24 protein-coding genes and 1 tRNA gene are annotated in these 24,949 nt (G+C 63.5%); 6 read left to right on the forward strand and 19 right to left on the reverse strand.

What is annotated here, in order from left to right:
- Window positions 1-195: 195 nt before the first annotated feature.
- The 7 genes from rseP to ASD76_RS06590 form a co-directional block, all read right to left on the reverse strand.
- The gene (rseP, locus tag ASD76_RS06560; protein WP_055920146.1) at window positions 196-1,287 is read right to left on the reverse strand and encodes an RIP metalloprotease RseP; all 1,092 of its coding nucleotides are present in this window, start codon (window positions 1,285-1,287) and stop codon (window positions 196-198) included.
- A gap of 16 nt (window positions 1,288-1,303) precedes the next feature.
- On the reverse strand, window positions 1,304-2,464 hold the full coding sequence (gene dxr / locus ASD76_RS06565) for a 1-deoxy-D-xylulose-5-phosphate reductoisomerase (protein ID WP_055920149.1): 1,161 nt from the start codon (window positions 2,462-2,464) through the stop codon (window positions 1,304-1,306).
- Between the two features lie 11 nt (window positions 2,465-2,475).
- On the reverse strand, window positions 2,476-3,234 hold the full coding sequence (locus tag ASD76_RS06570; protein WP_082553639.1) for a phosphatidate cytidylyltransferase: 759 nt from the start codon (window positions 3,232-3,234) through the stop codon (window positions 2,476-2,478).
- Window positions 3,221-3,862: a polyprenyl diphosphate synthase gene (gene uppS, locus ASD76_RS06575; protein WP_235506654.1), complete on the reverse strand. Its 642-nt coding sequence runs from the start codon at window positions 3,860-3,862 to the stop codon at window positions 3,221-3,223. The genes ASD76_RS06570 and uppS overlap by 14 nt, the downstream gene beginning before the upstream one ends.
- Before the next feature lie 116 nt (window positions 3,863-3,978).
- Window positions 3,979-4,536, reverse strand: coding sequence for a ribosome recycling factor (gene frr / locus ASD76_RS06580; protein WP_055920156.1), 558 nt, complete (start codon window positions 4,534-4,536; stop codon window positions 3,979-3,981).
- A gap of 1 nt (window position 4,537) precedes the next feature.
- Window positions 4,538-5,260 (reverse strand): UMP kinase, encoded by a 723-nt coding sequence (pyrH, locus tag ASD76_RS06585; RefSeq protein WP_055920159.1) that lies wholly within the window; start codon window positions 5,258-5,260, stop codon window positions 4,538-4,540.
- Window positions 5,261-5,449: 189 nt separating this feature from the next.
- Complete coding sequence (locus ASD76_RS06590; protein ID WP_055920162.1) at window positions 5,450-6,319, reverse strand: LysR family transcriptional regulator; 870 nt, start codon at window positions 6,317-6,319, stop codon at window positions 5,450-5,452.
- An 83-nt stretch (window positions 6,320-6,402) separates the two neighbouring features.
- Here ASD76_RS06590 and ASD76_RS06595 point away from each other — a divergent pair, with 83 nt between their 5' ends.
- Window positions 6,403-7,545, forward strand: a complete 1,143-nt coding sequence (locus ASD76_RS06595; protein ID WP_055920165.1) for an alpha/beta fold hydrolase — start codon at window positions 6,403-6,405, stop codon at window positions 7,543-7,545.
- Window positions 7,546-7,642: 97 nt separating this feature from the next.
- Here the strand turns inward: ASD76_RS06595 and tsf are convergent, their stop codons facing one another.
- The 5 genes from tsf to ASD76_RS06620 all read right to left on the reverse strand — a co-directional run bounded on the left by tsf (window position 7,643) and on the right by ASD76_RS06620 (window position 11,739).
- A complete protein-coding gene (gene tsf / locus ASD76_RS06600; protein ID WP_055920168.1) occupies window positions 7,643-8,566 on the reverse strand; it encodes a translation elongation factor Ts in 924 nt (307 codons plus the stop codon).
- 81 nt (window positions 8,567-8,647) lie between these two features.
- Window positions 8,648-9,439 carry a 30S ribosomal protein S2 gene (rpsB, locus tag ASD76_RS06605; RefSeq protein ID WP_055920171.1) on the reverse strand — a complete coding sequence of 264 codons (792 nt, stop codon included), beginning with the start codon at window positions 9,437-9,439 and terminating at the stop codon, window positions 8,648-8,650.
- A gap of 481 nt (window positions 9,440-9,920) precedes the next feature.
- Window positions 9,921-10,718 carry a CDP-alcohol phosphatidyltransferase family protein gene (locus ASD76_RS06610; RefSeq protein WP_235506656.1) on the reverse strand — a complete coding sequence of 266 codons (798 nt, stop codon included), beginning with the start codon at window positions 10,716-10,718 and terminating at the stop codon, window positions 9,921-9,923.
- A gap of 77 nt (window positions 10,719-10,795) precedes the next feature.
- Window positions 10,796-11,548, reverse strand: a complete 753-nt coding sequence (locus ASD76_RS06615) for a phosphatidylserine decarboxylase (protein WP_055920174.1) — start codon at window positions 11,546-11,548, stop codon at window positions 10,796-10,798.
- A gap of 105 nt (window positions 11,549-11,653) precedes the next feature.
- A tRNA-Tyr gene (locus ASD76_RS06620) sits at window positions 11,654-11,739 on the reverse strand.
- 126 nt (window positions 11,740-11,865) lie between these two features.
- Here ASD76_RS06620 and rlmB point away from each other — a divergent pair.
- Window positions 11,866-12,654, forward strand: a complete 789-nt coding sequence (gene rlmB / locus ASD76_RS06625; RefSeq protein WP_055920178.1) for a 23S rRNA (guanosine(2251)-2'-O)-methyltransferase RlmB — start codon at window positions 11,866-11,868, stop codon at window positions 12,652-12,654.
- A 91-nt stretch (window positions 12,655-12,745) separates the two neighbouring features.
- The gene (locus ASD76_RS06630) at window positions 12,746-13,594 is read left to right on the forward strand and encodes a hypothetical protein (RefSeq protein ID WP_235506540.1); all 849 of its coding nucleotides are present in this window, start codon (window positions 12,746-12,748) and stop codon (window positions 13,592-13,594) included.
- 82 nt (window positions 13,595-13,676) lie between these two features.
- Here the strand turns inward: ASD76_RS06630 and ASD76_RS06635 are convergent, their stop codons facing one another.
- On the reverse strand, window positions 13,677-13,949 hold the full coding sequence (locus tag ASD76_RS06635) for an HU family DNA-binding protein (RefSeq protein WP_055920184.1): 273 nt from the start codon (window positions 13,947-13,949) through the stop codon (window positions 13,677-13,679).
- Window positions 13,950-14,196: 247 nt separating this feature from the next.
- Window positions 14,197-16,593, reverse strand: a complete 2,397-nt coding sequence (gene lon / locus ASD76_RS06640) for an endopeptidase La (protein WP_055920187.1) — start codon at window positions 16,591-16,593, stop codon at window positions 14,197-14,199.
- Between the two features lie 282 nt (window positions 16,594-16,875).
- Between lon and ASD76_RS06645 the strand changes: the two genes are divergently transcribed.
- The gene (locus ASD76_RS06645; protein WP_055920189.1) at window positions 16,876-17,934 is read left to right on the forward strand and encodes a hypothetical protein; all 1,059 of its coding nucleotides are present in this window, start codon (window positions 16,876-16,878) and stop codon (window positions 17,932-17,934) included.
- 33 nt (window positions 17,935-17,967) lie between these two features.
- Here ASD76_RS06645 and ASD76_RS06650 read toward each other — a convergent pair whose 3' ends face one another.
- On the reverse strand, window positions 17,968-18,192 hold the full coding sequence (locus ASD76_RS06650) for a CDGSH iron-sulfur domain-containing protein (protein WP_055920192.1): 225 nt from the start codon (window positions 18,190-18,192) through the stop codon (window positions 17,968-17,970).
- Between the two features lie 67 nt (window positions 18,193-18,259).
- Entirely contained in the window at window positions 18,260-19,309 is a 1,050-nt protein-coding gene (locus ASD76_RS06655) for an aromatic ring-hydroxylating dioxygenase subunit alpha (protein WP_055920195.1), read from the reverse strand.
- Between the two features lie 67 nt (window positions 19,310-19,376).
- Here ASD76_RS06655 and ASD76_RS06660 point away from each other — a divergent pair, with 67 nt between their 5' ends.
- Window positions 19,377-19,943, forward strand: coding sequence for a TetR/AcrR family transcriptional regulator (locus tag ASD76_RS06660; protein ID WP_055920198.1), 567 nt, complete (start codon window positions 19,377-19,379; stop codon window positions 19,941-19,943).
- Between the two features lie 20 nt (window positions 19,944-19,963).
- Here the strand turns inward: ASD76_RS06660 and ASD76_RS06665 are convergent, their stop codons facing one another.
- From ASD76_RS06665 to ASD76_RS06675, 3 genes are all read right to left on the reverse strand, one after another.
- Window positions 19,964-21,547 (reverse strand): hypothetical protein, encoded by a 1,584-nt coding sequence (locus tag ASD76_RS06665; RefSeq protein WP_235506542.1) that lies wholly within the window; start codon window positions 21,545-21,547, stop codon window positions 19,964-19,966.
- 119 nt (window positions 21,548-21,666) lie between these two features.
- Window positions 21,667-22,008, reverse strand: coding sequence for a YbaB/EbfC family nucleoid-associated protein (locus tag ASD76_RS06670; RefSeq protein WP_055920204.1), 342 nt, complete (start codon window positions 22,006-22,008; stop codon window positions 21,667-21,669).
- Entirely contained in the window at window positions 22,005-23,801 is a 1,797-nt protein-coding gene (locus ASD76_RS06675) for a DNA polymerase III subunit gamma/tau (RefSeq protein WP_055920206.1), read from the reverse strand. The genes ASD76_RS06670 and ASD76_RS06675 overlap by 4 nt, the downstream gene beginning before the upstream one ends.
- An 88-nt stretch (window positions 23,802-23,889) precedes the next feature.
- Here ASD76_RS06675 and ASD76_RS06680 point away from each other — a divergent pair, with 88 nt between their 5' ends.
- Complete coding sequence (locus tag ASD76_RS06680) at window positions 23,890-24,948, forward strand: hypothetical protein (protein WP_156457571.1); 1,059 nt, start codon at window positions 23,890-23,892, stop codon at window positions 24,946-24,948.
- Window position 24,949 lies beyond the last annotated feature (1 nt).

The following is a 24,949-nucleotide window of genomic DNA, read 5'->3' on the forward strand; positions in this document are numbered from 1 at the left end:
CCATTCTTACGCGCCACATCCCAATTTATTGCTGCAGTGACTTCGTCCCGGTCAAGACGACAAGTCTCGCGAAAGCGCGAGGTGCGGCCTTGCCCCAAGTGAGGCAGGCGTTCAAGCAAACTTGCCGGGATTTACGCTGCAGTGCCTTCCTTATCCCCGCCCCGCTAATGCCGGGTGGAGCCCACTCACCTTCGCCTAGCTGCCGAACAAAGACAGCGAGGCGACGTCGTTGATGGTAACGAACAGCATCAAGGCCAGCACGAAGGCTATACCGGTGCGGAACGCCCATTCTTGACTGCGCGGACTGGCTGGTTTCCGGCGGACCGCTTCGGCCGCGTAGAAAGCCAGATGCCCACCGTCGAGGGCCGGGATTGGCAGCAGGTTAATGAATGCCAAGTTAATCGAGATCATCGCCGCGAACCATACGTATTCGCGCCATCCGAGGCTCAGTTGCTCGCCGGAAAACTTGGCGATCTTGATCGGTCCGCCAAGCTCGGTGATCGGCCGTCGGCCTGTCACGATCTGCTTGATGCCGGTCACCATCATGCTGACGATGTCGCCGGTCTGCCGCACCGACAGCACGACGGCCTCAGCGGGACCTACGGGAACCAGGCGCCCTGCCCCCGATCCAATGCCGACCTGCCCCGTCAGGAACTCGTTACCGAAGCGATCTCGCTCCTTCACCGCGGCGATCTGGAACTCGTAAGTCAGGCGCTCTCCGCCGCGCTCGACTTCGAAGGCAATGTCCTCGCCGGGATAGGCGGCGACCATTGCCGGAACTTGGTTGAAGCCTTCGATAGTGTTGCCGTTCACCGCCAGGATACGGTCCCCGACCTTGATCCCAGCCTTGGCAGCAGCGCCATCGTCCACCAGCATCGCGACGACAGGAGGTATCTCCAGGCGGCCATAGGCGAGATTGAAACTGGCGAGGATCGCGATGGCGACAAGCAGGTTGGTCACCGGCCCCGCAGCAACGATCAAGGCGCGCTGCCATAAAGGCTTGGCCTGAAAGGTTTTCGCCCGCTCTTCCTCTGGCAGCGCAAGCCATTCTTCGCTCGGCTGCCCTGCGGGGTTCATGTCACCGGCGAATTGCACGTAGCCACCGAGCGGCAGAGCGGAGAGCTTCCAGCGAGTACCGCGCTTGTCGGTATAGCCGGCCAGTTCCTTACCAAAGCCGACCGAGAAGCTGTCGGCCTTAACGCCGAACCAGCGCCCCACCAGATAGTGACCGAGTTCGTGGACGGTCACCAACGGCCCAAGCACCAGCAGGAAGCCGACTATCCACATCCACCAAGGAACGCTCTCAAGCAACTCGGGTAATCTCCAGCATTTCGGCGGCCCTCACCCTCGCCACAGCGTCGACGGCGAGAACATCGTCGAGGCACTGTGGTGCGGGTGGCAGGTCGCTGTCGAGAGTTTGCGCCACCAATGCCGAAATATCGGTGAACGCTATCTGACCAGCGAGAAACGCCGCCACGGCCACTTCGTTCGCTGCGCTCAGCACCGCAGGCGCAGCCCCGCCCGCTTCCGCCGCTTCACGCGCAAGCCTGGTCGCGGGGAAGCGCTCCTCGTCGGGCGCAAAGAAAGTCAGCGAGCCAAGCGCTGCAAGATCCAGCGGTGCACAAGGCGTATCCATGCGCGCCGGCCAGGCGAGGCACGAGGCGATAGGCACGCGCATGTCCGAAGGGCCAAGCTGCGCCAGGGTGGACCCGTCGCGGTATTCGACCATCGAGTGGATCACGCTTTGCGGATGGACGAGAATGCGGATCTTCTCGAGCCCGACCGGAAACAGCCGGTGCGCCTCGATGTATTCGAGGCCCTTGTTCATCATCGTCGCGGAATCGATGGTGATCTTCGCACCCATGTCCCAGTTCGGATGCTTGAGCGCCTGCGCCGGGCTTGCCGCGCGCAGTTGATCCCAGGTCCATTCGCGGAACGGCCCGCCACTCGCTGTCAGGGTGATCGAGCGTACGTCCTCGATCCGGCCGGCTTGCAGGCATTGGAAAATCGCGTTGTGCTCGCTGTCGGTGGGCAGCAGCGTGGCGCCGAACCGCGCGACGGCGGCGGTCATCACGTCGCCTGCCGAAACCAGCGCCTCTTTGTTGGCCAAGGCCACCACGCCGCCCTGCTCGATCGCCGCCATTGTCGGCGCCAACCCGGCGGCCCCGACGATGGCCGACACCGTCAAGTCGGTGGCGCGCCCGGCGGCTTCGCACAGCGCCTGGGCGCCTCCTGCACTTTCGATCCCGGTTCCAGCGAGTGCCTCCCGCAATTCCGGCAGGCGAGCTTCATCGCCGATGACCGCGATCTCGGGTCGAAACTCACGCGCCAGGCGAGCCAGCTCATTCGCTTGGGAATGGGCCGTCAGCGCCACCACGCGCCAGTCCGTCCGGTTGCGCCGGATCAGGTCGAGCGTGGAGGCCCCGATCGAGCCGGTCGCCCCAAGGATCGTGATTGTACGCATCGGTCTTTGACCTAGACGACCATCTGCGTCGCGACCAAACCAGCCACGATCGCGACCGGGATTAGGCCGTCGATCCGGTCGAATATCCCGCCATGACCCGGAATCAGGCGCGAACTGTCCTTAACGCCTGCGCGTCGCTTCAGCCAGCTCTCGAAAAAGTCTCCGACTTGAGCCACGACTGCCAGCCCCGCCCCGACAAACACCGCGCCGACGAGGTTCTGCGCCGACATCTTGAGTCCCAACTCAAACCGCGGACCGAGCCAGTCGTCGAGCGGCGCATCGATCGCAAACACCCAGGCGAAGACCCAAGCAGCGGAAGCTACCATGCCACCAACCAGACCTGCCCAGGTCTTGGACGGACTTATCGATGGCGCAATCTTCGGCCCGCCGATCGCGCGGCCGACAAAGTAGGCGCCGGTGTCCGTGGCGACGGTCACCCCGATGACCAGCACCAGCAGGAAAGTGCCCGCCCCAGCCATGATCGAAGCGGCACAGCCGAAATAGAACGCCCCGGCGATCACCGCGGGAAGGCGGACGGTGAAACGCGGCGTGGCCTTGAACACCAGCAGCATGAACTCAACGAAGCCGATCAGCGCGACCAGGTAGATGAACGTGTCGAGCGCCTGTCCGCCCAGCCACAAGGCCAGCAACAGCACCGCGAGCATCATCCCAGCCGACGCCAGCCGGATCGGCAGATCCGCCGTTCGCACATTCAACGGCACCGGGTCGAAACTTCCCGGGGCGTGGGCTGCGGGCCTATCGTCCGCCATATCGCCGTTCCCTGCCGGCAAAACTCGCCAGCGCCTCTTCTAAATGCGCGAGAGTGAAATCCGGCCACAGCACATCGGTAAACCACATCTCGGCATAGGCCGCTTGCCAGAGCAGGAAGTTCGACAGCCGCACCTCGCCCGAGGTGCGGATCAGCAGATCGAGCGGCGGCAAATCGGCGGTGTCGAGATTGGCAGCGATCGTCTCGGGCGTCACCGGGCCCTCGGCGGCGGCCTTGGCGGCGGCGCGGGCAATCTCCTGCTGCGAGCCATAGTTCAGCGCCACAGCCAGCGTCTTGCTGCCACCCGATGTCCGTTCCAGCGCGTCTTCGAGCATCTCGACAATATCAGGCGCCATGGCCTTGTAATCGCCGAGTATCTTCAGCCGCACGTCATTGGCGATGAACTCAGGCAAGTCGCTGCGGATGAACTTCCGCATCAGGCCCATGAGATCGGAGATCTCTTCATCGGGCCGTTTCCAGTTCTCGGAGGAAAAGGCGTAAAGCGTGAGGCAATCGATCCCCATCGGCCCGATCGCGCGGACAAGCCGGCGCACGGCCTCGACCCCGCGCTGGTGACCCAGGGCGCGTGGCAGATGGCGCCGCTTGGCCCACCGGCCGTTGCCATCCATGATGATCGCGACGTGGCGGGCGCTGTAGGATTTTCCGTCTTTCCGCACTGAACCTTGTGCTTCGAGTGAGGCTGCACCGCCTTCACCCGACGTAACCGGAGACGGGGAAGAAGCGTTCACGGCTGCAGGATTTCCTTTTCCTTGTGCGCCGCTGCCGCATCCACGTCGGCCACGAAACGATCGGTCAGCTTCTGGACTTCGTCTTCCATCCGCTTGCGGTCGTCTTCCGAGATATCCTTCTTCTTCTCGTCTTCCTTGAGCGCTTCCATGCCGTCGCGGCGGACGTTGCGGATGGCGATCTTGGCGCCCTCGGCATACTTGCCGGCGAGCTTCGCCAGTTCCTTGCGGCGCTCTTCAGTCAGGTCGGGCAGCGGCAAGCGCAAGGTCTGGCCGTCGATCATCGGATTGAGGCCGAGGTTGGCGTGGGCAATGCCCTTCTCCACCGGCGTCACGTTCGACCGGTCCCACACCTGCACGCTCAGCATGCGCGGCTCGGGCGCGGAAACGGTGGCGACCTGGTTCAATGGCATCATCGAACCGTAGACCTCAACCATGACGGGGTCGAGCAGCGCCACGTTGGCGCGCCCGGTGCGCAAGCCCGAAAGGTCGCTCTTCAGGCTCTCGACTGCACCGACCATCCGGCGCTCGATATCGGCCTTGTCGTACTTGGGCATCTCAGGCTTCCTTTTGCACTATCGTCTGCACGCCTTCACCTGACAGCACCCGCGCAAGATTGCCCTTCTCGCGGATCGAGAAGACCACGATCGGGATATCGTTGTCGCGGCACAGCGCCACGGCGGAGGCGTCCATGACCTTGAGGTTGTCTGCAAGGACACGGTCGTAACTCACGGTTTCGAAACGCGTCGCATTCGAATTCTTCTTCGGATCGTCGTCGTAGACGCCATCGACGCTGGTGCCCTTGAGCAAGGCATCGCACCGCATCTCCGCAGCCCGCAGGGCCGCGCCACTGTCAGTGGTGAAGTAGGGGCTGCCGACACCCGCGGCGAAGATCACGATGCGCCCCTTCTCCAGGTGGCGTTCAGCCCGGCGGCGGATCACGGGCTCGCAAACCTGGTCCATCTGCACGGCCGACTGGACCCGCGTATGGACGCCAAGTTGTTCAAGCGCGTTCTGCATCGCCAGCGCGTTCATCACCGTGGCCAGCATGCCCATGTAATCGGCTTGCGCCCGGTCCATGCCCTGGGCCGCACCCGCCATGCCGCGGAAGATGTTTCCGCCGCCAATGACGAGGCAAATTTCGAGGCCGCTTTCCTTGGCCGCCTTAACCTCGCGCGCGAGCTCGTTGACCACTGCAGGATCGATCCCGAACTGCTGCCCGCCCATAAGCACTTCGCCCGATAACTTGAGCAGGACGCGCTTGACGCTGGGCATTGGCATGGGGCGGGGTTCTCTCCGGTAGGACTGGGATTTGCCGCCCTTATAGAGCGCGGCGGAGCGGTGCCAAGGGGGCGAAGGGCCTTGGTAGACGCCGCGTAGCCGACGTCGTGGCAATTGGCGATGATGCTTCTGGATTTGCTGACGCACGGTTTTCGGCAAACTGTCTGACGCCGTCGTATCATTAGCTGGTCAGCTAAAGCCGTGACTGGTCCTGCCGAGACATTCACGGATAAACTGCATAACGGCGATTATCGGCGCGCTGCGGTGTGTGTCGCTGTGCCGGACTAGCCAGACTGGCTGGCGCAGGATTTCGTCGCTCACCTTGTTAAGACCATCGGCCATGAACAGCGGCAAGACTCCAAGCCCTGCCCCGCCCTTCACCGCGGCAAGCTGACTTGCAAGACTCGTAGTCGTGACGGCAGCCTTGCCCTTGGGCCGCATCTTGCGCAGCCATTGTGCGGCGGCAAGGTCGGCATCGCGCTCATCCCAACACACAAGTCGATCGATGATTGGGCCTTCCAGCAGATAGTCGGACGCGGCGAAGATCGCGCTTTCCATTTCAGCGACTTTCGAGACCAGATAACTTCCAGATCGAGGCCGTACGAGTCTTAGAGCGATGTCCGCCTCGCGACGGCTGAGTTGTACAGTGCGCACGTCCGTCACGACTTCAAGGCGCAACTCTGGGTGGCGCGCGAGAAGTGTCGCCACATTTGGCAGGATCAGTCGGGTCGCAAAGTTCTCCGCTGTGGCAAGGCGCACGGTCCCTGTGACCGAGCTGCCGTGCCCGCTTCCGCGCGCTGTGAAGGCAAACATCGCCCGTTCGGCAGCTTCTGCGTTCTCCACCAATGCACGGCCTGCATCTGTCGGAAGATATCCGCGCGGAGTTCGATAAAACAGATGCGAGCCCAACGCGTGCTCTAGGTCCTCGATGTTACGGGAAACCGAAGACGGAACGATGCGCAGGCTGCGGGCCGCACCGGACAACGTTCCCTCATGTATCAAGGCCAGAAAGACCCGGACTTTGTCCCAGTCGAACTCTTTCGTTTTTTCGAAAGCCACCCTCTCAAATCCTCCGTATCCTGCGCTCAGCACAATAAACTAATCGTCTCGGCAGGAACACAGACACGAGAAAGGATCCTGCCGTGAACCTCACGACCGGAAAACGCGAACTGGCCGCCATCGACGGCGCGCGCGGTGAAGCTACCGAAGCGCGAATTCGCCGGACATCGCCCCTGCTTGCGGACATGCTGCTAGATCATGCATTCGGCACCGTCTTTGCCAGTACCGCGCTTTCGCGGCGCGAACGCGAGATGGCGACGATCGGCATGTTGGGCGCGATAGGCGGCGTGGAGCCGCAATTGCGCCTCCACGTCGAGGCGGCATTGCGTGTGGGCGCGGATCGCGACGAGATCGTGGCCCTTCTGGAGCAGATGTCGGTCTATGCTGGTTACCCGCGCGCCATCAACATGCTGAATACAGTGCGGGAAGTCTTTGATGAGGAACGGCTTCCTATGGCCGCGGGTACCAAGGAATGGTCCCTCCGCGACTCCACCACGCGTGTATTCGATAGCGGCGAGAACAAGCCGGTGTTGGTGCTGGTCCATGCTCTCGGACTGGATTGGCGCATGTGGCGAGACGTCATTCCTCATCTGACCAGAGCGCACCGCGTTATCGCTTATGACTTGCGCGGCTTCGGCGCCGCCCAAACTGCAGCGCCCGCACAAGGCCTCAGCGACTACGCGGTCGACCTGGCCGAGCTCATCCAAAGCCTCGGCACCGGCCCCGTTCACCTGGCCGGGCTTTCGCTGGGAGGATCCATCGGACTCGAACTGGCTCTCAAGCATCCAGAGCTGCTCTCGAGCCTCACAGTCATCGCGGCCACAGCCTGGTCGTTCCCTGCATTTGCAGAGCGCGCCCACGCCGCCGACGAGCAAGGCCTTCCCGCCCAGATTGCACCAAGTCTGACGCGCTGGTTTCGGCCTTCCGACCTTGCCACCAACAACTGGGGCGTGCGCTATGCGCGTGATTGCGTTGAGCGAGCAGACCTCGCGGGATGGCGCGCGGGATGGAATGCCCTCGCCGGTATCGGGGTAGGCGAACATCTCGGGCAAATTTGCATCCCCACCCACGTGATCGCAGGCGAAAATGATGCGTCGACACCTCCGTCGCTCATGCAAGGATTGGCGGAAATCCCAACAACCAGATTCACCACGATCTCCGGTGCCCCACATATGCTGGCGCTCACCCATGCAGATGAACTTGCAAAGGCCATTTCGCTCGATTGAGCCGGATTGCCTTCGTCAAGCCCATTCTACTGACACGAAAAAGGCCGCCGAACCGAAGTTCGGCGGCCTTTCGAAAAGCCAAAGCTGGCGAAAAGGATCAGCCGGCGACAGCCGCGGCGACTTCCGCCGCGAAGTCGGTGACTTCCTTCTCGATGCCTTCGCCGAGCTGGAAGCGGACATAGTCCTTCAGCACGATCGACGTACCGGCGGCCTTGCCGGCCTGCGCGACGACGTCGGAGATGGCGGTCTTGTTGTCCATCACGAACACCTGGCTCAGAAGCGCGTTTTCCTTGGCGTACTTCTTCACCGCGCCTTCGACCATCTTGGCCTGCACGTCGGCGGGCTTGCCGGTCTCGGCGGCCTTTTCGGCAGCGACCTTGCGTTCACGCTCGATCACGTCCGCGTCGAGGCCATCGGCGTCGAGCGCCTGCGGGAACGCCGCGGCGATGTGCATGGCCAGCTGCTTTCCCAGCGCTTCGAGGGTCGCGGCATCAGCCTCGCTCTCGAGCGCGACGAGCACGCCGATCTTGCCGAGGTTCGGCGCCTGCGCATTGTGCATGTAAGGCACGACCACGCCGTTGCTGACCGAGACGCTCTTGATGCGACGCAGCTGCTGGTTCTCACCGATGGTGGCGACGTTGTTGGTGAGCTTCTCGCCCACGGTGCCGCCGGTCGGATAGGCCGCTTCCTTGAGCGCTTCGACATCATCCGAAGCCAGCGACAGGGCTGCTTCGGTGGCGTTGCGCACGAAATCCTGGAATTGGTCGTTCTTGGCGACGAAGTCGGTTTCCGAGTTGACCTCGACCGCGACACCCTTGGTGCCGGTCACGGCAACGCCGACCAGACCTTCGGCCGCGGTGCGGCTCGACTTCTTGGCGGCAGCAGCCAGACCCTTGGCGCGCAGCGCGTCGACCGCGGATTCGAAATCGCCCCCGGTTTCATCCAGCGCCTTCTTGCAGTCCATCATCCCGGCGCCGGTGCGCTCGCGGAGATTCTTCACGTCTGCGGCGGTGTAAGCCATTGTACGTTCCTCTTGAAATATCCTGGGCGCCGGACCGCTCAGCGTGGTCCGGCGCCCTGCAATACGAATGTGACGGGCGGCTTACGCCTGGACGTCAGCAGCTTCGTCGGCAGCCGGAGCTTCGGCAGCCACAGTCTCTTCCGGCGGGGTGTCGAGCGCACCGACATCGGTGCCCGAATCAACCACGCCTTCGTGACGGCCGGTGGTGGCCGCCTGGGCCACGGCGTCGCAGTAGAGACGCACGGCACGGCTGGCGTCGTCGTTGCCCGGAACCGGGAACGCGATGCCGCTCGGGTCGACGTTGGTGTCGAGGATCGCAACGACGGGAATACCCAGCACGTTGGCTTCCTTGATCGCCAGCTCTTCCTTGTTGGCGTCGATCACGAACATCACGTCCGGGATGCCGCCCATGTCGCGGATGCCGCCGAGCGAGAGCTCGAGCTTGTCACGCTCGCGGGTGAGCTGAAGGACTTCCTTCTTGGTCAGACCAGCGGTGTCGCCCGAGAGCTGCTCTTCAAGAGCCTTGAGGCGCTTGATCGAGCCCGAGATGGTCTTCCAGTTGGTCAGCATGCCGCCGAGCCAGCGGTGGTTGACGAAGTGCTGGCCACAAGCCCGAGCGGCCTGAGCGATCGGCTCCTGCGCCTGACGCTTGGTGCCGACGAACAGCACCTTGCCGCCCGAACGGACAGTCGCGGCGATGAAGTCGAGCGAGCGCGCGAACAGCGGAACGGTCTGCGACAGGTCGAGGATGTGCACGCCGTTGCGCGAGCCGAAGATGTACGGCTTCATCCGCGGGTTCCAGCGGTGGGTCTGGTGGCCGAAGTGTGCGCCGGCCTCGATCAATTGCTGCATTGAGACGGTGGGTACCGCCATAAGTCATTCCTTTCCGGTTAAGCCTCTGGGAAACTGGAACCGGGCGGAGATCCCGCCTGCGGCACCGGTATGTGCGTTTCCCATGTGGATTTGCCGAATCGCCGCGCCCCGAATGGAACGCCAACAGTTCGACGCGCGGGCCATTAGATGAGGTTTACCCGGAAAGCTACCCCGAATCCGCTCGATAACGGAACAGACGAAGAACTCTCTTGACGTCAGAACAAATCAAGAACATACCGCCTTCAACAGGAACTCGTCACAAGGTTCGCAGTTATCAAGCGGTCCCGCCCCGGGGTTTTGGGTCAGGCAGGCCGCATAGGAAAGGTTGATCCGATGGTCGCAATCGCCTTCTCGATCCTGTTCGGCTTCATCGCCATGAGTGCGATGGCGGCGATTCAGAAGTCAGTCGCCACCGGCCTCCGCCGGGGGCGCGACATTCAGACGGAACTGGAACGCCAATGGAGCGCAGACCGCGCGCCCGTCACTCAGCCGTTGGGGTTGCCCCACTTGCAGTCGGAGCCAGCGCTGCGGCGCGCTGCGATTTGATCCTGGCGTATCGCAGGATGCTGTACGGCATCAGCGCCAGGTAGAGGACGCAAATACCGGCAAGCGTCCACCACGGCTCGGTCAGCAACGCGGCAAAGACCAAACCCGCGAATGCAATCGCGCCAAGCCGGATGCTCCTTCGCGGACGGATCAATCCCCAGCTGAGCGTGGCAAGGTTGGAGATCATCAGGATCGCGATCGCTGCCACCCATACCGCAATCACGGCGGGCTCACGGAAGATCGGCTCCCCACTGGCAAGCCAGAGGAACATCGGCAGGAAGGCGAGGCCAGCGCCGACCGGCGCCGGTACACCCGTCAGGAACCCGACCGACTTGTGCGGTTGATGCTCGACATCGATCTGCGCGTTGAAGCGGGCCAGCCGAAGCGTGCAGCAGATGGCGAAGGCCAGCGCCGCGAACCAGCCAAAGCGCGGCAAGTCGTGCAGCGACCAGAGGAACAGCACGATGGCCGGGGCCGTTCCGAAGCTCAGCGAATCGGCAAGGCTGTCCAGTTCCGCGCCGAAACGCGATTGAGCCTTGAGCAGCCTGGCGATCCGACCGTCGATCCCGTCGAGCATCCCTGCCAGGATGATCGCGAGGACGGCCTTTTCGAAGTTGCCGTCGATGGCGAACCTGATGCCGGTCAGGCCTGAGCATAGTGCGGCCGCGGTGATGGCGTTGGGCAGGACGGCCCGCAAGGTCAGCCCTTTTACGCCTTTCGACGGGGTGACCACTTCATCTTCGCTGGCCCTGGGTCCTACCCAGCCTGACGCCAGGTCAGGCTCGTTATCGTCGTCCAGATCGGACGGGGTCACTGGCTGACGCCCTCGATCAATTGCTGGGTCCCGATTTGGGCGAGCACGGTCTCTCCGGCGATGACCTTCTGCCCCAGGAGGACCTTCGAGTCAGTTCCGAGCGGCAGGTAGACATCCACCCGGCTGCCGAATCGTATCAGCCCGACTCGCTGGCCAGCCGCCACGATGTCGCCCGGCTTGACGAACGGCACGATTCGGCGCGCGACCAGGCCGGCGATCTGGGTGAAGCCGATCGCTCGCCCATCAGGCCGCTCGATCAGGATATGCTGCCGCTCGTTGTCTTCGGATGCCTTGTCGAGATCGGCATTCATGAACTTGCCGGGGATATAGGCCACGCGGCGCACTGTGCCGCCCACCGGGGCACGATTGATGTGAACGTCGAACACCGACATGAAGATGGAAACGCGGGTCACCGGATCCGTCCCGAGCCCCGGGTTACCTGTTGCGTCGGGCCCTTGCAGCTCCGGCGGCGGCGCGACCTGAACGATGAGCGACACCAGCCCATCGGCCGGCGCCAGCACCAGGTCCTCTCCTTGCGGAACGACCCGCTCCGGATCGCGGAAGAAGGCGAACACGCCCGCGGACAACGCGAGCATGGGCCAGCCGAGAATCTCCCAGTCGAGCAGGAGCAGCACGACCAGCGCAAGGCCGACGGCGATCAGGCCGAACTTGCGTCCTTCCGGATGGATTGCGGGCCAGGACCATTCGGCTTCGCCGCGTCCCCGGTTGTCTCTTAATTCTCCGGCCATTCGAACCATCTAGGGCCTTGCGGAGTGCGCCACAACCCGGTGCGTCAGGTTATCCGGGCGGCAATTGCCGCGGATTTGGTTGTGGAGGCCCCTAGGAGGGCAGGCTGGTGGACAGGGCTGGATTCGAACCAGCGTACGCTTTCACGGGCAGATTTACAGTCTGCTGCCTTTAACCACTCGGCCACCTGTCCACCGATTGCCGGAAGGCGGGAAATCCCGCCTCGCTTGGCCCATTTGAAGGGGCCGTCCGGCCGAGTGGGGGGGTCCATGGCGAAGCGATGCTTGCCTGTCAATGGTGCCGCTGGCAGGGGGGCTGAATGAGCAAACGAGACGGTAAGAAAAACCTGCGCGGACGGGCAGGACGGATGCAAGGCGGACGCGGCTCGGGCCGCGCCTCGCAGGGCCAGGTGCGGCTTTGGGGTAGGCATGCCGTAGAGGCTGCCCTCAAGAATCCGGACAGAAGGCATCGCAAGCTATGGGCGACGCGCGAGGGAATCGCCTCGCTCGATGGCGAATTGCCGGCCGACTTTCCCGTCGAATACGCCGAAGCTGCCGACCTCGCCCGGCTCGTCGCCCGCGACGCGCCGCACCAGGGCCTCGTCCTCGAATGCGATCCGCTCGAAGATATCCACTTGTCGGAAATCCTCGACGAGGAACTCGAGGGGCCGTTGCTCATCCTCGATCAGGTTACCGACCCGCACAACGTCGGCGCGATTCTGCGGTCCGCGGCCGCGTTCGGTGCCGCAGCAATAATCACCCAGGATCGCCATGCCCCACCAGAGGGCGGTGTCGTGGGCAAGTCCGCCTCGGGCGCGCTCGAAATCGTGCCCTGGGTGCGAGTGGTCAATCTGGCACGCGCCCTCGAAGAGATGGCCGAAGCCGGATACTGGCGCATCGGCCTGGCCGGAGAGGCTGAGGCTACGCTCGCCGAAGCCTTGCCCTCGGGCAAGGTCGCGCTCGTCCTCGGAGCCGAAGGCGAAGGGATGCGGCACAACATAACTGCCCATTGCGATGCACTGGCGCGCTTGCCGATCAGCAATGCTATGGAGAGCCTCAACGTCTCCAATGCAGCGGCGATTGCGCTCTACGCGGTGGCGACACGATAGCAGGGGTACTCACAGGGTCACGGGGCACGCGTTACAGGGGGAATTTCAGATGGAATTGATGCGACGTTGGCGCGTTGCCGCGGCAAGTGTTGTGGCCGCTGTAGCGACGTTCGCTCTAAGCGCCTGCATAATCACGCCTGGCACTTTCGATGCGACGCTGGACTTGCGCAAGGATGGCGAGTTCACCTTCTCCTACAACGGGCAGATCTACCTTCTCGCCCTCGCCCAACTCGCCGACGCCGCCAACAAGGCTGAGACCGGCGACGAAGAGTTCACGGCATCCACCTGCTACGACGATGACGATTTCGAGGAGCGCCCCTGCACCGACGAGGAAGTCGCCGAACAGCGCCAGGTCTGGGAAGACCAAGCCGAAACTCGCGCGGCGGCTGCCAAGCGCGATTCGGAAATGATGAGCGCCGTTCTCGGCGGCATCGACCCTACCGATCCCGAAGCGGCAGAAGAACTCGCCGAACGCCTGCGCCGGCAAGCAGGATGGAAGCGTGTCGACTACCGCGGTGACGGGCTGTTCGATGTCGAGTTCTCGATCACCAGCCGCATGGGCCACGACTTCAATTTCCCGACCTTCGAGCGCTTGCCGATGTCGAACAGCTTCGTCCTCGCCAACCTGCGCCAGGGCAATCAGCTGCGGATCGAGGCTCCCGGCTTCTCCACCCAGGGCAACGGCAACCCGCTCCAGAGCATGATGACCGGCTTTGCCGGCCTCGCCAGCGCCTACAACACCACCGGCGCGGGTGAGGAGACTGGGCTGGAGAACATGCCCGACATGCAGGGCACCTTCCGTATCATCACTGACGGTAAGGTCCTCGCCAACAACACCGACGAAGGTCCGCAGGCCGGCACGACGGGCCAGATACTCGAGTGGAAAGTTAACCGGCGGACCCAATCTCCGCCAATGGCACTGATCCAACTCGGCAACTGAGCGGACAAAAAGAAAGGGCCGCCAGGCAGATACCTAGCGGCCCTTCTTTCTGCCCCCTGTTCAGGAGGCGGACTTCAAGGTCTCAGTTCACCGAATCCTTGAGGCCCTTGCCGGCCTTGAACTTCGGCTGCGTCGACGCCTTGATGGTCATCGGCTCACCCGTCCGCGGATTGCGGCCGGTGGAAGCTTTGCGCTTTGCAACCGAGAAAGTGCCGAACCCAACCAGGCGCACTTCGTCTCCCTTCGAGAGCGCTCCCGTGATCGTGTCGAACACACCTTCAACGGCCTTAGTCGCGTCACTCCGCGACAGGCCGCTGGCATCGGCAACGGCACCGATTAGCTCGTTTTTGTTCATGCCGGAAAACCCCCCTCCAGTTTCTCAGGTTCCAAGTTTTGAATCGCGTCGGGCGAAGCGGGGAATTGAGCGAGTTTTCGGACGACTGGCAAGGGCAAAGCCGCGGCAGGCGCGGAATAGCGCCAAAATTTGCGACATTTCGAATGAAACCGCCATTCGCGCCATCGATCAGGCGCTAAACCGCTCAATCCTGCGGGTTCCGGAGGCCGAGTCGCTGCGATGCAACAGACCCGGCCGCCAGATTTCCCTAGTGCGCCACTGCCGTCGACGACGGGCCGGAGCCATGCGGGCTCGGCTGACTGGCAAGGTCGTCCGCTTCAGTCCATTCGATCGGTGCCGGCACATCCGTCAAGGCATGGCGGAGCACCTCGTCGACATGAGCGACGGGAATGATCTCTAGCCCTTCCTTCACGTTGGCTGGAATCTCCGCGAGGTCCTTCTCGTTCTCCTCTGGGATGAGGACCTTCTTGATCCCCCCGCGCAGCGCCGCGAGCAGCTTTTCCTTGAGCCCGCCGATCGGCAGGACCCGGCCGCGCAAGGTAACTTCGCCCGTCATCGCCACGTCCGGGCGCACAGGGATGCCCGTCAGCGTCGAGACGATCGAGGTGACCATGCCAACGCCCGCGCTCGGACCATCCTTCGGCACCGCCCCTTCGGGCAAGTGGATGTGGATGTTCTTGCGCTGGAAGATCGACGGCTTGATGCCATAGGCCGGCGCCCGCGCCTTCACGAAGCTGAAGGCCGCCGCGACGCTTTCGGTCATCACTTCGCCGAGCTTGCCCGTCGTGCGGATTTCACCCTTGCCGGGCGTCGTCACGCTTTCGATGGTCAGCAGTTCGCCGCCCACTTCAGTCCAGGCAAGGCCGGTAACGGCGCCCACCTGAGCCTCCTCGTCCGACATGCCGTGGCGGAACTTCCGCACGCCGGCAAAGTCGCCGAGGTTTTCGGGCGTGATGACCACGCTCGTGACTTTCTTCTCGAGGATCTGGCGCAGGCTCTTGCGGGCCAGACGCGCGATCTCGCGCTCAAGCGTACGCACACCGGCTTCGCGGGTGTAATAACGGATCAAGTCGCGCAGACCGGCTTCGGTCAGTTCGAACTCGCCCTTCTTCAACCCGTGGGCCTCGACCTGCTTGGCGATCAAGTGGCGCTGAGCGATCTCGAGCTTCTCGTCCTCGGTGTAGCCTTCGAGCCGGATGATCTCCATGCGGTCGAGCAGCGGCTGCGGCAGGTTGAGCGAGTTCGCGGTGCACACGAACATCACGTCGGACAGGTCGATGTCGAGCTCCAGGTAGTGGTCCTGGAACTTGGCGTTCTGTTCCGGATCGAGCACTTCGAGCAGCGCCGAGGCCGGATCGCCGCGGAAGTCCTGGCCGAGCTTGTCGATCTCATCGAGCAGGAACAGCGGATTGCTCGCCCCTGCGCGGCGGAGGTTGGTGACAATCTTGCCCGGAAGCGAGCCGATATAAGTCCGGCGGTGACCACGGATTTCCGCTTCGTCACGCACACCGCCGAGCGACTGGCGCACGAACTCGCGACCGGTCGCCTTGGCGATCGACTTGCCGAGGCTGGTCTTGCCGACGCCCGGAGGGCCGACGAGGCACAGGATCGGCCCCTTGAGCTTGTTGGTGCGCGCCTGGACCGCGAGATATTCGACGATCCGGTCCTTCACCTTGTCGAGCGCGTAGTGATCCTGGTCGAGGATATCCTGCGCCTTGACCAAGTCCTTCTTCAACCGGCTCTTCTTGCCCCACGGCAGGCCGAGCAACACGTCGAGATAGTTGCGCACGACGGTCGCCTCGGCGCTCATCGGCTGCATGGTCTTGAGCTTCTTGAGTTCCGCCGTGGCCTTGGCCTTGGCATCCTTCGACAGCTTTAGGGTTTCGATCTTCGCCTGAAGCTCGGCGATCTCGTCCCCGCCCTCATCATCGCCGCCGCCCAGCTCGGACTGGATCGCCTTGAGCTGTTCGTTGAGATAATACTCGCGCTGGGTCTTCTCCATCTGGCGCTTCACGCGCCCGCGGATCTTGCGTTCGACCTGCTGGACCGAGAGTTCGCCCTCCATCACCGAGTAGACCATCTCGAGCCGCTTGAGCGGATCGGTCTCGGCCAGCAGGGCTTGCTTGGAAGCAACCTTGGCCGAGATCGCGCCGGCGATCGCATCGGCCAAGCGGCCCGCATCGTCGATCCCGCCGAGGTCTTCCTCGATATCTTCGGGGAGCTTCTTGTTGTGCTTGGCGTAGTCGGTGAACTGCTCGATCGCCGAACGCATCATCGCCGCGACCTGGTTGCCGCCGACGGTGTCCTCGTCAATCGCCTCGGTCACAGCGGAGACGAAGCCTTCAGCCTCTTCCATCGCCACGAGACGGGCTCTCGAATGGCCTTCGACCAGGACCCTGACCGTGCCATCGGGAAGCTTAAGCAATTGCAGGACCTGCGCGACGACGCCGATGTCGTAGACGTCGCTGCGTTCCGGAGCGTCGCAGCTCGGATCCATCTGGGCGACCAGGAAGATGTCCTTGTCGCCTTCCATCGCCTCCTCGAGCGCCGCCACCGACTTTTCACGCCCGACAAACAGCGGGACGACCATGCCGGGGAAGACGACGATGTCGCGAAGGGGAAGGAGAGGGTACGAAATAGTCATGAAATGTCGTGTCCGTCCGTCTTAACGCGCGCGCGGAATTGTGGGGGGCGCGCCGAGGTATTGGATTTGAATATGGGTAGCACGTCAGCCGCTCGCAACGCCAAGGACGGATTCGTTGTGGAAGGAGCGCGCAGGAGGTGACGGGCTGACACGGTGGCCGATGACGTGTCGCCATCGCACGTTGACCCTTTTTCGGGTGTGCGCTGCTCGCTGCAAGCCATTGCCGACGCTCGCAAAAGGGGTCAGGATAGCGTCAAACAATAACACACACGGGGGACTGAGATGGAGAGGAAGGCCCTTCGCACTTTGGTGCTGTTCGCGGCGCTGGCTGCTACGACGCAGCTTGCGGCGCAGGAAACGGTGGGAGTTCCCCCTCCCTCCCCTGCGGGATGGAGTGCCTCCAAAACCGAGTGGGGCGATCCCGACTTGCGCGGCACCTACCCCCTCGATCAGGTCGGCCGTACGCCGATGCAGCGCCGCCCCGAATACGGCAACCGCCTGCTGATGACCGAAGAGGAATATCGCAAAGCCCTCGATTCAGCTGCGGAAGTCGAAGCCGGTGCCGATCGCGAGGATGCCAACAACCAGCTCGGAGCCGGCAACTGGTTCGAATACGGCACTGCGCTGCGGCAGACCGCCCTGATCGTCGAGCCGGCCGAGACCGGGCGAATTCCGGCACTCACCGACGAAGGCAAGCGCCTCCAGTCGACCATGCACAGCAGCTGGAACGGCGAGGTGTTCGAAAGATTGAGCGATTTCAACTCGCTCGACCGCTGCATAACGCGCGGGATGCCGGCGACCATGCTGCCCTTCCCCTACAACAACGGCGTGCGAATCTTTCAGTCGCCCGGCTGGGTGGTGATCAACCACGAGATGATCCACGAGCAGCGCTTCATCCCGCTCGATGGCCGGCCGCGGCCGCACGAGGACGTGAAGTCCTGGCTCGGCAGCTCGCGCGGTCATTTCGAGGGCGATACGCTGGTGGTCGAAACGACCAACTTCAACGGCCTTTCGCCGATGGTGATAGTTGGGCCCAGCAATGGAACGTCGGGCATTCCGACCAGCCCCTCGATGAAGATCATCGAACATTTCACGCCTGGGCCGAACGGCCTCTACTATGAAGCATGGGTGGAGGATCCGGTCGTCCTCACCGGATCATTCAAGATCGGCTACCCCTGGACGCGCAACAATGCCTACGAACCGTTCGAGTACGCCTGCCATGAAGGTAATACGCTGATCTGGGCGAATGTCCGCTCGACCAGTCCGCGCTACGCCGAATGGCGCGCGGAGAACGAGCGCAAGCTGGCCGAAGCTGGGGTTACCGGTAACGGGGGCAGCTGAGTTTGCCTCTCCCAAGGGGAAAGGGATTTAGCGTCACCCCTCGACCGAAACTGCCGCCTCGGCCGCCTGGAACCCGATCTTGCTGTGCTGCCCGTCGCAGAAGGGCTTGGTAGTTGAACCGCCGCAGCGGCACAGGAACACGCGGGTTTTGCCTTCAAGATCGTAGAGATTGCCTTCCCCATCGCGCAGCTCAAGCTGGCTGAGGTCGCCAGTCACGAGATAGGGGCCATCCTTACGCGTGACGATTTCGAGAGCCATCGCATCCTCCTGTTCGGTAAGACCGATCCCTCAACGCGCGGGAGCGATGGTATTTCCCCGCCGGCGATCAGGCCGCGATTCCGACGCGCTCTCGCTCCTCGCGCACGAGCTTATCAACCAGCCGGTTGAACAGTGTCACCCCCTTGTCGTGCGCCGTGGGCATGATCTGCGCGTTCGGCGAGCGGTTGATGACCCGCTGCTGCGCTTCGATCATCACTTTGTCTTCGGCAAAGGCCTTGCCGGCAATGCCCATGAGCATGTCGCGCAGCGCCTCATCGCCATGATCGCGATGCGGCCCCCAGGAGAAGAAGTAGCGTGAGGTTTTGGCCGTCAACGGGGTGACGGCCTGGCTGGTGAACGTCGTCCCACTGACAGCGCGCGACAAGTCCGGCGTACCGTAGTCGCACTCCGCCGCGGTCCCGAGAGGGAAGACGCCCCCGGTCATCAACAGGACGCCCGGGATCAGGAAGTCGTAGACCATGTAGCTGTCCATCGGCGTATCGCTCTTGCGCGAGGACGAGCCCAGCGAGTTCTCGATCCACCGCTGATAGCGAATGCCGCGCTCCAATGGTTCGATCTTACCCTGCGTCGCCGCGAACTCCTCGCCGGCGCCGAAGCTTTCCGCATGAACGTAGGTCAGGTGGCTGAAATCGAGCAGGTTGTCGTTGATCAGCCGCGCTTCGGCTTCGTAATCGAGCTGGCCGTGACCGAGGATGAAATCGGGATGATCGAGCCCCACGGCCGGCGGGATCAGCGCCTCGTCCGCCGCCTCGGCTTCGCCCATCCATATCCAGATCCAGCTATGCCGCTCGACAACCGGATAGCTGCGCACCGCGGCACGCGGCGGAATTTGCTGCTGGCCGGGGATCTCGACCACCTTGCCTTCGGGAGCGTAGAGCAGCCCATGGTACATGCAGCGCAGCCGGTCGCCCTCGCAGCGGCCAAGCGAAAGCGGCGCCAGCCGGTGGACGCAGCGATCCTCCAGCGCGGCAAGCCGGCCGCTCTCGCCGCGATAGATCACGACCGGCTCCTCGAGTATGGTGATCGCGAACGGCTTCCTGTCCGCGATCTCCTCGGACCAGGCTGCGACATACCAGGCGTTACGGACGTAATTCATCGCCAACTCTCCCTTGGCTCTTCGAAGCCAGTTGACTTTAACACTGTTAAATTGTCAAGATGACCCCATGGCACGACGCAAGGAAAAGACGCTCAACCGAGACGACGTGCTCCGCGAAGCCTTCGTCTTGCTCGAGGAACGTGGCCTCGCCGGGCTGAGCATGCGCGCCTTGGCCGAACGGCTCGATGTGCAAGCCCCGGCGCTCTACTGGCATTTTGCTGACAAGGCCGAGTTGGTGAGCCTGATGACCCGCGCGATCTACGACGAAGCGCGCGGGGCGGTCACTTCAGGAGGGACAGCCCGTGATTGGCTGCTCGCCTACGGGCGCGCGCTGCATCACCGGCTTGCCACACAACGCGATGCGGCACGGCTGTGCGTAAACGCCGCACCGATCGGCGTGAGTTCAACCGACGCAGCGTCTGCCATTGCCCAACCGCTGACGGCCCGGGGAATGGAACGGGAGTGGGCACTTGAAGCCATCGCCTCGGTGACCTCATTGGCGCTCGGCTGGGCAAGCTTCGAGGCGAACGGGCCGATGCACGACTTCCTCGAAGGCATGATCGACCTCAACCGCAGCTTCGAACGCGGGCTTCAAGCGCTAGTCGAGGGCCTTATCCCGAACCCGGCGGTTTGAACCTCGGTACGGGTCCCGCGTCAGAACGACACGATCACGTCAGTAGAGAATAGCCAGCCGTTCCCGCCAACCGGGAAAGGCACGCTGCTGTAACCCACGGGCGAATCCACCAGGTAAAGCGCCTGGCCGTTGATGCGGAACTCCCTCCGTTCGAAGGGGAACCAGGTCAATCCGACCGCCAGGTCCCAGGGATTGCCATAGTCTCCCCAGATCTTCGAGCCCGAGAGATAGGCCTGCAATTCGGACGGCAGCAGCATGGCCGAGGCCTGGACCTGCACGCCCTGGTCTGAGACGCCGGTGACGGGAATGACGCCGACGGTCTGGAAGTTGCTCAGCCACCGGAAATAGGCCTCGATATCGAACGAAAAGCCCTGGTACTTGGCGCCCGCGTTGACCGCGAGCATGTCGTAAGTGGCCTCCCTGATCACGCCGCCGGTGCCGAAGGGGTCCGCTCGGAAGATAAGCGTGCCGTCGGACAAGCGCAGTTGGGCGTTCTCGAAACCTTCGGTGCCGGGCTGGGCCTGGGCATCTTCCCGGCTGTGCGTGAAGTGGACCCCGAACAAGGTCGCCACGCGATCGTGCTGTTCGAAGTCGCCGAACCCGCTAGCGGCGCCGTATTCGCCCGTCGTGGGCATCCACCAGAGCCGCGCCGATGCAGTGTTGAGTCCGGCATCCAGCTGTGAGGCGTTTACCCCGAGCTGGCTCAAGTTATTGCCCAGCATCACGTGATAGCCGAGCGTGTCGGTAAGATCGCCCCGCGCCCAGATGCCACTGGTGTACGATCCGCGAAAGTACTCGTCGGCGATCGTGCGGTGATCGTTGCGGAGCCAGAGCGGAAACGTGCCGCTGGTCGTCCGGGTCGAGGGAAGCGCCTCGATGCCCGCGCCCAGGATCAAAGCCTTGTCGATCTCGAACTGGAACTTCCCCGCCACCACGACTTGGGCCAGGTCACCCTGGCTGGTGTTGGAGGTCCAGACATACCACAAGTACGTAAACCGCGGGTCGAACAGCCATCCCTTGAAGTTCAAGGTCACCTTCTGAAACTGCACGTCGTTGCGAAGGTCGAGCACTGAGGTACGGCCGAAAGCGTCGGTGTAAGTCTGCTCGAGAGCCTGCTGGTTTAGATAACGGGCATAGCTGAACGCCGAGAACGCCAGCTCGCCTTGATCGCCACTGGCCAGGACGAAGCCCTTTCCGGGAACGTAGTCGCCGACCTTGGAGCCGCTTGGCGGTGAAGCCGCCGCGAGCGCCTGGTCCGCCTCGCCCGCCGCGGCCACGGCGACGGCGACGGGCGACTGCGGGGTAGCCTGCTGACTCGGCTCGGCAGCGTGTTCAGCCGCTGCAATTGCGGAAGGCGGCACATCGAGTTGGCGCTCAAGATCGCCGATACGCTGGTCGAACCCGCCCATCTGGCGCTGGATGTCGGTGCGCATCGAGTCCAGCTCGTCCATCTTGCGCTGCATGTCCGTCCGCATCGCGCGGAGTTCGTCCAACTGACGCAGGACTTCCGTCTGGTCAGCCGTCTGCCGAACGTCCTGGGCCGCCGCTGACCCTCCGAAAGCGCCGGCAACCAGACACATAACCACAGCGGCTCGGCCGCGCATGATCGGGTATCACCTCCCTGGACAAATAACGCTGTCCAAACGGTGACATAGGCGCTGCCTCACCCGGAATCGGTATTAACCCCCGGTAGCCGATACGAATTGACCTGAGCGTCGGGGCCTCAGCCAAGTCCCGGCAGATTGAACCCAGGCGGCAGGCCCATGCCCTGCTGGACCCGCTGCATTTCGGCATTGGCGGCTTGGTCGGCCTTGGTGCGGGCGTCGTTGAAGGCCGCCGCAACCAGATCTTCGAGCATCTGCTTGTCTTCGGGCACGATCAGGCTGTCGTCGATCGACACACCGAGCAAGCGACCTTTGGCGGTGCAGCGGATCTTGACCAGGCCGCCGCCCGAGACGCCTTCGACCTCAAGCGAATCGAGCTTGGCCTGCGCCTCGCCCATCTGCTTCTGGATCGTCTCGGCTGCGGCCTGCGCTGCCTGCATCATCTCTTCCATCGATTTCATGCTCTGCTCCAATTCTTCTCGCCCCCGGGACCGCCAGCTCGGCCGCTAGCTTCGGCCTCCTCGACGATCTCCGCATCGGGAAAGGCCGCAAACGCCGCCTCGACGAGCGGGGTATTCCGAATGCGTTCGGCTTCTGTCGCCTTCGCCGCTTCCGCCTGCTCGCGCAAGGTCGGAGTGCCCTCGCCCTCTACGCGTTCCACCAGCCAGCGCTGGCCTGTCGCCTTGAGCAAGGCATCGCGCAACTCCGGGCTCGGATCGTCCGAGAATCCCGGCGCAGGAGCGAACGTCAATTGTCCCGGCGCGAGTTCGATCACGCGGATCCAGTCACGCATGACGCCAGCTACTCGGAGCATTCCAGCACGGTCGACGGTCTCGCACAGTTCGGCCCAGTCGACTTTCGCGACGGGAGCCGTCCCCGGGGCAGAACCGCCGTTACCACCAGTCCCCACTCCGCTAGCGGCCAACTCTCCGAGCTGTTTCGCAAGCGTACCCGGATCAGGCATGTCGGCCGCGTGGAGCACACGCAGCAGCGCCATCTGCGCCGAGACCAGCGGGTCAGGTGCGCCGCGGACTTCGTCGTGACCCTTGAGAAGAAGTTGCCACAGTCTGTGAACCTGACCGGCCGAAAGGCGGTCTGCCCATTCCTCGATCGCCTGCCGCTCCTCTTGCGTCGGCGCATCGGCGCCCGCACCACCGACCTGGGTCACGGCGACACGGTGGACAACGTCCATCAGCGTACGAAGCAAAGCGAGAGGCTCGACGCCGAGCGAATACTGGCGGTCGACTTCCGCCAGCATAGTTTGGGGATCGCCTTCGAGCAGCGCGCCAAACAGCCTCCGCCGGGCGGACTTGTCGGCCAGGCCGAGCATGTCGCGCACGCGCTCGGCGGTGACCTTGCCGTCAGTGTCGAGGTCGGCGTGGGCGATGGCTTGGTCGAGGATCGACAAACCGTCGCGCACCGAGCCCTCGGCAGCCGAGGCGATCATGTGCAGCGCCTCCGCCTCCGCCTCGACGCCTTCCTGGCGGCAGATGCTGGCGAAGTGCTGCTGCAGCATCGGCGTGGGAATGCGGCGCAAGTCGAACCGCTGGGTACGGCTGAGCACCGTGACCGGCAGCTTGTCGACCTCGGTGGTGGCGAACAGGAACTTCACATGCGCCGGCGGTTCCTCAAGTGTCTTGAGCAAGGCATTGAAAGCATTGCGCGACAGCATGTGGACTTCGTCGATGATGTAAATCTTGTAGCGCGCGCTGACCGCAGCGTAACGCACCGCCTCGATGATCTCACGCACGTCGTCGACGCCGGTGTGGCTGGCAGCGTCCATCTCGATCACGTCGATGTGGCGGCCCTCGGCTATGGCGACGCAGGGCTCGCATTTGCCGCACGGATCGATCGTCGGACCGCCCTGCCCGTCGGGGCCGACGCAGTTGAGCGCCTTGGCGATCAGGCGCGCTGTCGAGGTCTTGCCGACCCCGCGCACGCCGGTCATCAGGAAGGCATGGGCCAGCCGGTCACGCTCGATCGCGTTGGCGAGCGTGCGGACCATCGGTTCCTGTCCGATGAGCTCGGAAAAGGTCTGCGGCCGGTACTTGCGCGCGAGGACGCGGTAAGGTTGCGCGGCTTCCACGGTTGAGGCGGGAGCCTGAGGCGGCGGAGCCGGTGGAGGAGGCGGTGCAGCCGGCGGATCGGCCGGAGCGCCGAACATCGAAGACTGGCCGGCGGCCTCCAGTTCGGCTGCGCTCGGCGGGGTCTCGAGGAATTCTTCCTCGTCAGGCACCTCTGGTCGATCGGACATGGATGCAATCTAGGGCCGAAGCCCCGGCTTGTCGAAGGGGCCGGGGCAATTTATCTCCGACTTCAATCACAAGGGAGGGGGACGGCGCATGCGTTTGCGAGGGTTATGCCTGCTTGTTGCGCCGGCGTTGATCGCGCAGCCGGCCCAAGCCCAAGAAGCCATCCCGGTTCCGGCCGCAGCGGTCATCGAACAGATGTGTTCATCGACCGGGGCTCTCCAATACAGATTCGGCGAAACCGGCGTCCCTGGCGGTGACCGGCTGATGCGAACGCTGTCGAAGGGCTTTCCCCTGCCCGCCTCTACGGCGCCGTTCGATCATGCGAAACCGTGGTCGACTGAATGGTCGGATCGCTTGTTCGGCATCGAATACACCACGCCTGACGAGGAGGACGAGGGCGCCTTCGCCGCGTTCGCGCTCGGGCTCGACGGCGTGCTGGCGCCGATGGGTTGGGAACGACAGCCTGCGGACTTCGACCCGCCGCTCTACCTGTTGACGCTCACGGGAGACTGGACCTGGTTTCGCCCTGTCGAAACCGAACAGGGGCCGACCAAGTTGGTTCTCAGTCTCAGCAACTCGGTCCTCGGCATGACGCTCGCCTGCGGTCGGGACGACCTCGCCGAGACCCACGCACGCGAGGCATTCGGCGACTTGCCGCCCGGCACCCCGCGCCCGAAGGTGCCCGAAATCCCGGTCCCGACCCTCCTTAGCGTGGCCGACTGTGCCAAGCCCGAGGTTGAAGCGGAAGTTGCCAAGGTCTTCGCGACCGAATCAATGGATGGCTTCATGGCCTCGATGGTCGCGAGGACGACGTATCGCGACCGGCTCACTGGGTGGATGACCTGGAAGCTGGAGCAGTCGGGCAAGATTTCAACCGAAGACCTGATCGACCTTAGCTTCTCGTCGATCGGGAGTGTGAGCCCAGGCGGCGACCCGTTCGCCCAGCTTGGCATGATCCAGGAGATGTTCGATCTGCTGGGTCCGGTGGCCGAAGCCGAAGAGGCTGGCGATGCCGCCGCACTCTGCCGCACCTTGGTACCTCTGCAGGACTGGTTCACCCGCGTCGATGCGCTGACCCTGGAACAGACCGAAGCGACCCAGGCGGCGCTCACTGCTGAGGCCGCCCGGGTGGGCGTGTCATTCGACTAAC

It is taken from the genome of Altererythrobacter sp. Root672, assembly GCF_001427865.1.
GTDB lineage: Bacteria > Pseudomonadota > Alphaproteobacteria > Sphingomonadales > Sphingomonadaceae > Croceibacterium_A.